Genomic DNA, 11,754 nt, shown 5'->3' with positions numbered 1-11,754 from the left:
GAGGACATGGCAGGCCCGCGATTGCTACTGCGCGCAAAAGCAACGCCCGCGATACGCGGGCATGAGTGCAGACCCCACCTCGTCAGGCCGACACCGCATGGGTGAGACCGAAAACCCCGTGGGCCGCCGGTCTGCCCTATGGGAGCAGGACGACCTTGCCGAACTCGCCGCCGGCCTCGAGCCGACGATGCGCCTCGGCGGCGTCGGCGAGGGGGAATGTGCGCGAGATCGGGGGCGGCGCAACCTTTCCGGCCGCCACGAGGTCGAGCAGTCCACTGAAGTCCGCTGGACTTCCCATCGTCGTCCCGAGCAGGCTGTACTGACCGAAGAAGTAGGGTCGCACCGGCAGGGTTGCCTGCTCGGCGACATTGGCGCCCAGGACCACCAGTCGGCCCCCGGATCGCAGGGCGCCCAGCGACCGGTCCCAGAGACCCACCGGGTCGAGAATCACGTCGAACCCCTGACCGCCCGGGGATGCCTTCCTGGCTCGCTGCGGCCAGTCGTCGTCGGTGTGCAGGACACCCCCTCGGCGCCGCCTACCTGTGCGCGTTCGAGCTTTGCCGGCGACGATGCGGTCACGAAGGTGGTGGCGCCCGCGGCGTTCGACAGTGCCTGCGCCATCGTCGACACACCGCCGCCGGCTCCGATGATGAGTAACGACTCCCCCGCCGCGAGTCCCGCGCGGGTGAACAGGGCACGGAAGGCGGTGACCCCGACCAGACCGAGCGCGGCCGCCTGCTCCCAGGAGTAACCGGCGGGTTTGGACGCCAGACACTCCTCGGGAACGCTGACGTACTCGGCGTAGGTACCCGGCGTGGAGTCGCCGAGGATCTCGAAGTCGGGCCCCGGTGCGGCGGTCCGCTCACCCCAGAACAGCGACGGTAGGATCACGACCTCTTCGCCGGTATCGGTACGCACACCCGCACCATCGGCGCCCGGCGTGTGCGGCAGCGGTGAACGGTACTGTCCACGTCGAACCAAGATGTCGTGCCAATTCAGCGCGGCGGCAGCAACTTTCACCACAACCCATCCATCGCGCGCAACGGGGTCGGGTGCGTTGGCAGCCACCAGCTCTTCCGCCCCACCGAACCGCGACATGACAATGGACTTCATGGTCTCCTCCGTTGTACGACGACGGTGGCGTTCGAGCATGGTTTGCCTGAAGAGTTGAACGCCGTCACTGCGATGACTGCCACCGAACGGCCTCGGTGCAGGACCTCGGCGCCAAAGGTGACCGTATTTCGGCCGTCACCCGGGCGGACGTACGCGATGTCGATGCTGGTGGTTCGGAATTCACCTGACGCCTCGAGCGCCGACATCGCGGCGACTTCCGACCCGATCAGGAGCACACCACCATGCACGTTGCCCATTGCGTTGGCGGCCAGCTCATTCGGCGGCATCTCGACGTGTCCCGCCGCGCGATCACGCAGTCCAAGGGCCTCGGAGACCGGCACGTCGGCGGTCGGCACGTCGAACGTGGTGGCGACATTGGCCGGAGTTGCGGTGACGCTCACGAGATGCGAACGCTGGGTCACCAGCGCGATGAGTTCACCGTGCCCCCGACGACACTGCCGCGGGTGGTCCCGCTCGCGTGGTCACGTGCGATGAGTTCACCCGTCACCGACATCGGTGGTCCATCGACCGGCGGGTCGGTGAGGAAATCCAGCCGGATTCCGAGACTCACCGGCCACCGACCGGGCGGTGCTCCGGACGCGACCACATAGCCGGTGACATCGTCGAGCGGAACACCGAGTGCCGATCGGCAGCGCCCGGCGATCGGGTCCGCGAACCACCCCCGGCAGGGACGGACAGCTCGGCTCGCTGTGCTGAAAGCCTCACCGCACTGACGCGCAGCAGGGCTTCGGCCCCGGCGAGAACGAACTCGGGAGACGACTGTGTCGCGGTCACGTCGAGTACGGACCGAGGTCTCGTCCACTCGCCATTGCGTCAGCCTCCTGTCCGCGTGCCCGTGCTCGCCCACGATAAAAAGGTCTGACCTAAAAAGCAAGGCGGGAGCGGTCCCACTCGGCGCCGGTCACAGGTTCGAGTCCACGACCTCGACGTGCACCTCATCCTGGTCTTCGATGATCAACTGGCACGACAGACGCGAGTTGGGTTGCGCACCGTCGAGGAACTCGACGAGTTCGGCCTCTTCGTCGGTGGGCTCCGGGAACAACCCCGCACTGGATTCGGGCAGCAGCACGTGACAAGTGGCGCACGAGCAGCACCCGCCGCACTCGGCGACGATGCCGGGCAAGTTGTTGCGCACCGACCCGTCCATCACGCTTTGTCCGGTGGGAACGTTCACCGCGCTGACAGTGCCGTCAGGCAGGTGGTAGACGACATGTGCCATTGGGCCTCCTGGTCTCGGGGTGAGGTATCGGAATCCACCGACCTCACGAGAATGGGTTGATGCGCAGCAGAAACCGCGCCTGATACATAAGTGTGCGGACCTCGATGCTCTTCGTCATCACCAGAACGGGGTACAACCCGGACCTCATCGGGGTGATTCCGTGCCGGAGGTGCCCCACGAGCTTCACAAGGGGTGTCTGTTCTCGTCGAGATCGTCGCCGCGAGCCTTCGCCACACCCGATGTACGGGCCGCCGCCATCCGGCCGGGCGAGTTCGTCGGAGTGGTCGGACATCGGTCTTCCTCGCGTGACGTCGCCTGCTCGGACAACCAGTGGTGCCCCGACCGCGACGGCCGGGGGCACCACTGCTGTCCAGGAATCCCTACGCGACCGACCGCGCCCGACCGTCATCGAACACTTTCCGCCGCAAGCGGTCCCGACAATGCTGGACGAGGGCTGCGCTCCGTCCGACATCCAGTTGCACCCCACCTGCGGTCAGTACCTCGAGGACCCGCTCGTAGAAGACGGACGAGCTGATGCCGAAGGTCACAAAGATCTCCTCGACGGGGTCCTCGAAAGGCGCCCAGGCCAGGGCGAATCGGACGAGCTCCGAGGGCTTGGCAGCACTGAACGACTCCGATGCAGACACATGAACCTCCTCAATTCGTCAACGGACGGCGTTCGGGACGAAGCCCGCCCGCCTTGTGCAGAAGCACGCGCAGGAGACCTGACATCGTCAGGCTTCTCTCATCACGCTTGGGCGACCGCTCGCCGGTCCTCGGCCGGGCTCGCGGCTGACGACCATCGTCGGATCTCTGATCAGAACCGGATCACGCCGCGAATGTTGGTCCCCGCGTGCATGTCCTCGTAACCCTGGTTGATGTCGTCGAGCGAGTACTCGGTGGTGATCATCTCGTCGAGCTTGAGATAGCCGGCGCTGTACAGATCGAGCAGCTTGGGGATGTCTGCCCGGGGGTTCGACGACCCGAACAGCGAGCCCTTGATCTTCTTCTCGTACAGAGTCAGTTCGAGGATCGAGATCGGCAGTCCGACCGCTGTCGCGTCACCGAGCGCGGTCACCACCACGCTCCCCTGCTTCCGGATTCCCGAGAATGCCTGTGCCACATGCTCGCCGGTGATCACACCGACAGTCACTATGGCGACGTCGGCGCCCTGTCCGTTGGTGAACGACTGGGCCAGCTCGATGCCTTCCTCGGCCGTGGCGACAGCGTGGGTCGCGCCGAAGGTCAGCGACTGGTCCCGCTTGAATGCGACCGGCTCGACGACGATGACGCGTGCGGCACCGGCGTGGGCGGCACCCTGTACAGCGGCCGATCCGATGCCGCCCGCACCGAAGACCAGCACGGTGTCGCCTGCACTGACCTCACCGGTCCGCACCGCCGAGCCCCAGCCGGTACCGATGGCGCAGCCCAATAGGCAGGCCTTCTCCAGCGGCGTGTCGTCGGGCACCTTGACGGCTGAATCAACGGCCACCGTGGTGTATTCGGAGAAGGTCGAGATGCCCAGGGCCTGACCGACCGGTGTCCCGTCCTCGAGCTGCAGACGGAAGCTGGTGGGGTCTTCCCACCTCGAGCCGACGAGTACGTTCGCGCCCAGGTCGCAGAGATTCTGATGCCCCGACGAACACCACCGGCACTTACCGCAGGCCGGCAGAAACGAGAAGATGACCTTGTCACCCGGTTCGAACCCAGGGGTGTTGGGGCCCACGGATTCGACGATCCCCGCCCCCTCGTGACCACCGCACACCGGGTAGACCGCAACCGGCAGGTCTCCGGTGGCCATATGGTCGTCGGAGTGGCAGAGGCCCGACGCGACCATCTTCACCCGAATCTCGTTCTGCCGTGGGTCGTCGAGGACCAGGTCGGTGATCTCGAATTTTCCGGGCGCCTGACGTAGCACCGCTCCGCGCGTCTTCATAGAGGAACTCCTTGTGTTGTGAACTCGTCCACGCCGATACCCGCCGGCTGTGCGGACGCGACAGCGGAGAACGCGAACCCACCCACTGCCTACGATCAGGATGGCAACCCCAGGGGTGACGCACATCACCCCAGTGGGGGTTCCTTCCTCCCCCACCGAGTGAGTGGGCCGACCACCACGCGTCGCGGCGGTACACCGACATCACCCCGCTCCCTCGGCAGGGGGAGCGCCGATATCCCCAGCGCGGGGGTTCCCGCATCAGTGCGGTGCTGGCTAGCGTGACATCACAGCCGGGACCATTTGTGAACCGGCGCACATCTCCCGCCGACGCGTAGTCGCGTCGCTCAGCCCAACGGGGATGTACCGCCCGGCCCCGGGTGCCGGAGCATTCATAGAAGAGGTGTGGTGTGACCGTCGTCGATGTTGGGTCTCGAAGAATGCGTGCGCTTCGAACGGGAAGTACCGTCTTGCCCAAGGCGGTGGGCGGCTTCTATGCCACCTCATTGGAGACGCTGCGCTATTTGGTGACGTCGCGATTCCAGACGCGGGAGTTCCTCGCGCAGGCTTGGTTCATCGCCTCGATATCGATCTTTCCGGCGCTGGCGATGTCGATCCCGTTCTGCATGATGTTCGTCTATGAGATCAACATCCTGCTCGCCGAGGTAGGTGCGGTGGACCTCAGCGGAGCCGGGGCCGGCGTCGCAATCATCCGTGAAATCGGGCCGGTGATCACGGTTCTCGTGGTCGCCGGGGCAGGATCGACGGCGATCTGCGCGGACCTGGGCTCCCGCACTATCCGCGAGGAGATCGACGCGATGCGAGTCCTCGGCATCGACCCGATCCAACGTCTCTGCGTCCCAAGGGTTGTCGCTTCCACGCTGGTCGCGATTCTGCTGAACGGACTCGTGTCGGCGGTCGGAATCGTCGGCGGGTACATCTCCACCGTCTACCTGCAGGGCGCGTCCCCCGGCCAGTACATCACCAGCATCTCCGTCATCACCGGTCTGCCCGATTTCTTCGTCAGTGAGATCAAGGCCGGGGTGTTCGGCCTCCTTGCCGGACTGGTGGCCTGCCATCTGGGCCTCAACGTGAAAGGCGGCCCCAAAGGCGTCGGAGATGCCGTGAACCAGACGGTCGTTTTCTCCTTCCTTTTGCTCTTCCTTGCGAATTCGGTCATCACGACGATCGCCCTGCACTGACCGAACCGACCGAAGGAACTCACATGACTACGACACAGAGCCGTCCCACCCGAGGCCGGATCGTCGGGTGACACAACGTGCCGCCGAGGTCCCCGTCGGGGTGCTCGACGGCATGGGCAAGCAGCTCTCGTTCTACGGCCAGAGCGTTGCCGCGATCCCTCGAACCATCAATCGCTATCGCCTCGAGGTGCTCCGGCTTCTCGCTGAAGTGTCCATGGGCAGCGGCGCATTGGCGGTGATCGGCGGCACCGTGGTGATCGTGGCGATGCTGTCGGTCGCCGTGGGTTACGAGGTCGGCCAGCAGGGCGCGTCCTCACTTGGACGGATCGGCCTCGGCGCGTTCGCCGGGTTCATCTCTGCCTTCTTCAATACGCGTGAAGCGATCCCTGCGATCGCGGGTATCGCTTTGACCGCCACCGTCGGTGCCGGTTTCACCGCACAACTCGGCGCGATGCGGGTCAGCGAGGAGATCGACGCTCTCGAGACCATGTCCATCCCGTCGTTGCCCTTCCTCGTCACCACCCGGCTGATAGCCGGCACGATCGCCGTCATTCCGCTCTATGCCGTTTCACTCATCGTGGGTTACGCCGCAACACAATTCGTCACCGTGGTTCTGTACGGGCAAGCCAGTGGCACGTATGCGCACTACTTCAGTGTGTTCCTGATCCCCAAAGATGTGCTGTGGTCGGCGGTCAAGGTACTGATCATGGCGGTCGTGGTGATGTGCGTGCACTGTTATCACGGGTACAACGCTCGTGGCGGTCCCGCCGGCGTGGGGGTCGCGGTCGGGCGGGCGGTGCGCACCTCTCTCATCGCCGTCATGCTCATCGACCTCCTGGTCGGTCTAGCCGTCTACGGCGGCCCCTCCGGTGCGGTAAAGGTGTCCGGCTGATGAATCACTTCGCAGAACTGAGTCGACGCGCCAATGTGGCGCTCGGCGTGTTGCTGATCGTCGCGATCATCGGTGCGGTCACGCTGTCGATCAGCCTTTACCGGGGTGCATTCAACAAGACCACCGGCATCACGCTCGTCACCGACCGGTCGGGCCTGATGCTCGAAGAAGGTAGCGACGTGAAACTGCACGGCGTCGTGGTCGGCCGGGTCCAACACATTTCGCTACGGGACAACCAGGTCCACATGAAGTTGGCCATGGAAACCGGCCAGGCCCTGCGTATTCCGTCCAACATCACTGCCGCCATCGACCCGACGACGCTGCTCGGCCGCAAGTTCGTCACCTTGGTACCCCCGCCGAACGAGGCCAGTACCCATCTCACCGGTGGGGAGGTGATCCGCACGACGACCGTCACCACCGAGGTCAACGATCTGCTCACCTCGCTCGTCAGTGTGCTGCAGGAGATCAACCCGGAGAAGGTCTCCACCACCACGGCCAACCTCTCGACAGCCTTGGCAGGTACCGGCGACCAGGTCGGCACTCTCGTCGATCAGCTCGACAGCTATCTACGCGACTTCAACCCCTACCTCCCGCAGCTACGAGACGACCTGCGGCTCGGCGCCGGCGTCGTCGACCGGTTGGCCTCGGCGGCGCCGGAATTGATGTCCACGGTGCGTCAGGCGTCGGTCACCGCACGGACTCTGACAGACAATCAGGCGCAGTTCGCCGCCTTCGTACTGAGCTTCAGCGACTTCGGTCAGGCGGGCCGGGACCTGTTCGTCCGCGGCGGAGTTCCACTGCAGAGAGCCGCGCGTTCACTCAACGCGCCGCTGAACCTGCTGTCCGAGTTCAGTCCGATCTACCCATGCTTCCTGTCCAACCTGGCCCAGACCAACCGCTTTCTCGAACGGACCGTCGGCGGCAGCGCCCGACCGGGCCTGAACGTCGCCAGCACCCTGTTGATGGGTAACCCGCCTTACACCTACCCGGAGAACCTCCCGAAGGTCGGATTGTCCGGCACCTCGCCGAGTTGCTACGCCAGTTCGTCCTCGCCGACCCCGCACATCGCCTTCGACGACGGCAGCGACGCCTACCGGCCCATCGACAGTCCCGACGACCTGATCGGGAATCCCCTGGCCACAATGCTGTACGGAGTCGACCGATGAAACTCACCGCCATCCTCCTCAAGTTGTCCGCGTTCCTCGTCGTCACCCTGATCTCGGGGGCCTTCGTGGCGGTCCTGGCCGGCAACCTGCGGTTCGGACCGACGGAGACCTACCGCGCCGTGTTCAGCACGGCGTCGGGTGTCTCCGGTGGTTCGGAGGTCCGGATCGCCGGTGTACCGGTCGGAACGGTCGACGGTGTCGAACTCGACGGGTCCGGTAATGCCGTCGTCACCTTCGACGTCGACGAGGACATCCGCCTGACCCGCGGCACCCAGGCGCTGATCCGCTACAAGAACCTGATCGGTGACCGCTTCCTCGAACTGCGCCAGGGCAGCGGCGAGATGGTCTGGCTTGATCGCGGCGAGGCCATCCCGCTGGCAAATACCACCCCGGCCCTCGATATCGACCAGGTGGTCAACGGATTCAAACCCCTTCTGCAGGGACTGGATCCGAACCAGGCGAACAGCCTGGCGACCTCGCTGATCGCCGTCCTCAACGGACAGGAGACGGCCGTCTCGACCCTCGTCGACCAGCTCACGGTCCTGACCACCTCCTTGGCCGACCGCAATGAGGCGATCGGCCGGATCATCACCAACTTCAACGAGGTGCTCTCGACCATCAACAGTCGTCACCAGAAGTTCGACAACCTGATCGACGGACTGGCCATGCTGGTTCGTGATCTGTCCCGGGACCGCGGATCGATCAGCGGATCGCTGGTGAAGATCGACGGTCTCACCGCCGCGCTCGGCGACATCGTCAGCTCGGTCCGACCGGACCTGGCGGCCGGTGTGGGCGATCTCGGCCGGCTGTCCGGCAACCTCAACACCAGCGCCGACACGCTGTCGATGATCCTCGGTTCTCTTCCCGAGACCTACCGCCTGACTGCGCGGGCATCGTCCTATGGCAGCTTCGTCAACTTCTTCGTCTGCGGTCTGGCCATCAAGTACGGACCGGGCAGTGCCGACCAGACCCCGATGTTCACCGCTCCCGCCACGAGGTGCCACCCGTGATCGACATCCACAAGTCCATGACCGAGCGCAACCCTGTCACGCTCGGTGTGGTCGGAACGCTCGCGATCATCGTGATTCTGGTTCTCTCCTTCAACTTCCGGTCCCTGCCGGTCGTCAACTCTCACGACACCATTGTCGGCGAGTTCGGTGACGCGAGCGGCCTGATGACCGGGGACCCGGTGATGATTGCCGGAGTCGAGGTCGGCACGGTCAGCAAGATCGGACTCAGCGGCAACAAGGTGGCGGTGACGATGGACGTCGACACCCGCCAGCAGCGGCTCGGCACCGAGACCTCAGCAGCCATCCGAGTGAAAACCGCGCTCGGTCAGAGATATGTCGATCTCACCCCAGCCGGCTCGGGGTCGCTGGCGGATGGTGCGGTCATTCCCCTGACCCGCACCGCCTCCGGCTATGACATCACCACCAGTCTGCAGGAACTCACCCAGCGGGTGTCACGCACCGACAAGGAGACGTTGTCGGTCGCCCTCGATCAGCTCAGCGGCATCCAGAACGCGCTGCCCGACGACCTTCGCAGTTCGCTGCAGGGTGTCACCCGGCTGTCCACCACCATCGCGTCCCGCGACCAGGAGTTGCGCAGCCTACTCGAGAACTCCGCCCAGACCACCTCCGTCCTCGCTGACCGAAATACCCAGATCTCGGCGATGATGGGTCAGGGTGCAGCCCTCTTCACGGCGCTCAACCAGCGCGCCAACACCATTCACCGTGTCATCGTGCAGGCCCAGCAGATCTCCGACGCCCTCGACGGCCTCTCCGCCGATGTCCGGCTGTCGATGAAGCCGACCCTGGACCAACTCAATTCGGTTCTCGATCTGCTCAATCGCAACTACCAGAACATCGACCGGTCGATCTCCGGCCTGAAGACCTTCACCTTCCAGTTGGGTGAGGCGGTGGGCACCGGCCCCTTCTTCAACGTCCTCCTCCAGAACATCGTGCCCGCCACCCTCAGCGGGCAGACACCCTTGAGCCCAGGAGCCCCGCGATGATCCGACGACACAAGGCAGGCCAACAGAAACGATCGGCCACCTCGGCGGCCGGCTCCCTACCGGGCAAGGTGCTGGTCGTGCTGGTGGCGATCGCCATCGTGGCCGTTGTCACGGCGATGTACAACGTGCGCTCGGGCTCCACCAGCCTGTCGATCACTTTCCGCAATTCGGCGGGCCTCTACGTCGGCGACCGAGTGATGATCCTCGGGGTTCCGGTGGGAACCGTCGATGCCATCGAACCCCGGCCCGACGGCGTGAAAGTCGATGTCACCGTCGAGGACGGCCACCCGGTCCCAGCCGATGCCCGGGCCGCGATCATCGCACCGACCCTGGTGTCGGGACGGTATGTTCAGCTGGCCCCGGCCTACACCGGCGGGCCACAGATGGCTGATGATTCGTCGATCTCGGTCCGGAACACCGCCACACCAGTCGAGTTCGACGAGATCAAGCAACAACTGGTGCAGTTGTCCGACGACCTCGGTCCGTCCACCACCGATCAGCAGGGCTCACTCAACAGGTTCCTTGATGCCAGCGCATCCACGCTGAAAGGGAACGGCTCACTGCTCCGCGATGCCTTGACTCAGCTGTCGAAAGCGACCACCACCCTCAACGACGGTGGGAACGACCTCTTCGCCACCGTGCGCAACCTGTCCACGGTCACCTCTTCGCTGTCCGAATCCGACCAGCAGATATCAGCTTTCACCAACCAGCTCGCCGGCTTCTCCACCGTTCTCGCCGACAATCGCACCGAACTGGCCTCCCTGCTGGCCAGCCTGAACGGCACGTTCGACAGAGTGAAGACATTTCTCGACACCAACCGGGCCGCGCTACTGCGTGACGTCGGCAAGGCCAACACCATCTCCGGTCTGCTCGTCAAGCGCATGGACACTCTGGCCGAGATTCTGCACGGGCTGCCCACCGCGTTGTCGGACTTCTACAACATCTATGACCCTAAGGCGAACTCGCTGACGGGTGCGCTGGGCATACCCGACATCCCGGATCCGCGTTCGTTGATCTGTGCACTGCTCACCACGGTGAATGCGCCGGCCGACCAGTGCCGCACCGCCATCACCCAACTGCATCGCAACGCCGCGGCCGCCACGACTCGCACCGGCATCCAGGGAGGTGGACACAGGTGAGACCGACAGTGCACCGACTCCGCACGGCTGCGTGCGCACTCCTCGTCATGACCTCCTGTGGTGCCTGCTCTTTCGATGGCGTCAACTCATGGGCACTGCCCGGCAACACCTCCACGTCGGACACCTACGAAGTCAGTGTTCAGTTCGCCGATGTGCAGAACCTCGTCGGCAACTCCCCGGTGAAGTTCGAGAACGTCACCGTGGGCAACATCCGCTCGATCACCCGCGACGGCTGGATCGCGAAAGCTGTCCTGGAGATCGACGGCAACTCGCAGGTACCGGCCAACGTCGGCGCGAGCCTGGCCCAGACCAGCCTGTTCGGCTCGCAATACATCGAACTGGTCGTGCCAGGCCACCAACCAGCCCGTGGGCAGTTGCGCGACGGCATGTCCATCCCTCTCGAGGACACGTCCGAGTACCCCGCCGTGGAGGAGGTCTTGTCTTCGCTGTCGTTGGTTCTCAACGGTTCCGGCCTCCAGCAGCTACGTACCATCACCGGTCAGCTCGACCGCGTAGTCAACGGCCGGGAGGACACCACCCGAAGTCTGGTGACCCGCTTGAACACCTTTGTGTCGGGCCTGTCCGATCAGCGCCGGGACATTCAACGCGCCCTCGATTCCCTCGCACGACTCACCGACGAACTCCAGAACCAGAAGCAGACCATCTCGGCCGGTATCGACTCCATCCAGCCCGCGCTGGACATCCTCAACGAACAGGAGGGCCAGCTCGTGCAGATGCTGGGTTCGCTCGGTCAATTCGGTGACGCCGCAACCGGGATACTCAACCGCAGTCGCGACGACCTGGCGGGTGACATCTCGGCGCTGCCACCGATCCTCGGGCAGCTGGCGAACTCCGGCAGCAACCTCACCGAGGCGCTGAAGATCGCGCTGACCATCCCGTTCCCGGTCAGCACGGCGCACAAGGGATTGCGCGGGGACTACATGAACCTGTTCCTCACTCTGGACATCAGCGCGGACAAGCTCGCGAAGACCGTCATCCCGAGCATCACCCGCGCGCCCAACCAGGCGCCGGCGCGGGGAACACCGATCCGTTAC

Annotated in this window: 10 protein-coding genes and 2 pseudogenes; 7 read left to right on the top strand and 5 right to left on the bottom strand. The window is 64.8% G+C overall.

Annotated features, from left to right (window positions below; all coding sequences use genetic code 11):
* Positions 1-136 precede the first annotated feature (136 nt).
* From BLU62_RS27350 to BLU62_RS27330, 5 genes and pseudogenes are all read right to left on the bottom strand, one after another.
* A pseudogene (locus tag BLU62_RS27350) lies at positions 137-1,113 on the bottom strand (quinone oxidoreductase family protein).
* Complete coding sequence (locus BLU62_RS34580; RefSeq protein WP_342028659.1) at positions 1,110-1,535, bottom strand: PaaI family thioesterase; 426 nt, start codon at positions 1,533-1,535, stop codon at positions 1,110-1,112. Before BLU62_RS34580 ends, BLU62_RS27350 begins: the two are co-directional and overlap by 4 nt.
* Positions 1,536-2,035: 500 nt before the next feature.
* The gene (locus tag BLU62_RS27340) at positions 2,036-2,353 is read right to left on the bottom strand and encodes a 2Fe-2S iron-sulfur cluster-binding family protein (RefSeq protein ID WP_074853518.1); all 318 of its coding nucleotides are present in this window, start codon (positions 2,351-2,353) and stop codon (positions 2,036-2,038) included.
* Positions 2,354-2,733: 380 nt separating this feature from the next.
* On the bottom strand, positions 2,734-3,000 hold the full coding sequence (locus BLU62_RS27335) for a hypothetical protein (RefSeq protein ID WP_074853516.1): 267 nt from the start codon (positions 2,998-3,000) through the stop codon (positions 2,734-2,736).
* Positions 3,001-3,170: 170 nt separating this feature from the next.
* Positions 3,171-4,289, bottom strand: a complete 1,119-nt coding sequence (locus tag BLU62_RS27330; protein ID WP_074853515.1) for an NDMA-dependent alcohol dehydrogenase — start codon at positions 4,287-4,289, stop codon at positions 3,171-3,173.
* A gap of 437 nt (positions 4,290-4,726) precedes the next feature.
* On the opposite strand from BLU62_RS27330, the gene BLU62_RS27325 reads away from it, so the two are divergent.
* The 7 genes and pseudogenes from BLU62_RS27325 to BLU62_RS27295 form a co-directional block, all read left to right on the top strand.
* Positions 4,727-5,488: an MlaE family ABC transporter permease gene (locus BLU62_RS27325; RefSeq protein WP_055474516.1), complete on the top strand. Its 762-nt coding sequence runs from the start codon at positions 4,727-4,729 to the stop codon at positions 5,486-5,488.
* A 112-nt stretch (positions 5,489-5,600) separates the two neighbouring features.
* On the top strand, positions 5,601-6,380 hold the full coding sequence (locus tag BLU62_RS27320) for an MlaE family ABC transporter permease (RefSeq protein WP_074854281.1): 780 nt from the start codon (positions 5,601-5,603) through the stop codon (positions 6,378-6,380).
* On the top strand, positions 6,380-7,546 hold the full coding sequence (locus BLU62_RS27315; protein WP_074853513.1) for an MCE family protein: 1,167 nt from the start codon (positions 6,380-6,382) through the stop codon (positions 7,544-7,546). The genes BLU62_RS27320 and BLU62_RS27315 overlap by 1 nt, the downstream gene beginning before the upstream one ends.
* Complete coding sequence (locus tag BLU62_RS27310) at positions 7,543-8,556, top strand: MCE family protein (RefSeq protein ID WP_074853511.1); 1,014 nt, start codon at positions 7,543-7,545, stop codon at positions 8,554-8,556. The genes BLU62_RS27315 and BLU62_RS27310 overlap by 4 nt, the downstream gene beginning before the upstream one ends.
* A complete protein-coding gene (locus BLU62_RS27305; RefSeq protein ID WP_084811980.1) occupies positions 8,553-9,560 on the top strand; it encodes an MCE family protein in 1,008 nt (335 codons plus the stop codon). The genes BLU62_RS27310 and BLU62_RS27305 overlap by 4 nt, the downstream gene beginning before the upstream one ends.
* Positions 9,557-10,699: an MCE family protein gene (locus BLU62_RS27300; RefSeq protein ID WP_074853509.1), complete on the top strand. Its 1,143-nt coding sequence runs from the start codon at positions 9,557-9,559 to the stop codon at positions 10,697-10,699. The genes BLU62_RS27305 and BLU62_RS27300 overlap by 4 nt, the downstream gene beginning before the upstream one ends.
* A 47-nt stretch (positions 10,700-10,746) precedes the next feature.
* Positions 10,747-11,541: pseudogene (locus BLU62_RS27295) on the top strand (MCE family protein); the annotation flags it as partial.
* Positions 11,542-11,754: the final 213 nt, after the last annotated feature.

Source organism: Gordonia westfalica, from assembly GCF_900105725.1.
Classification (GTDB): Bacteria; Actinomycetota; Actinomycetes; order Mycobacteriales; family Mycobacteriaceae; genus Gordonia; species Gordonia westfalica.
The sequence above is the reverse complement of the archived record's forward strand: the minus strand, read 5'-3'. Positions and strand labels throughout refer to the sequence as shown.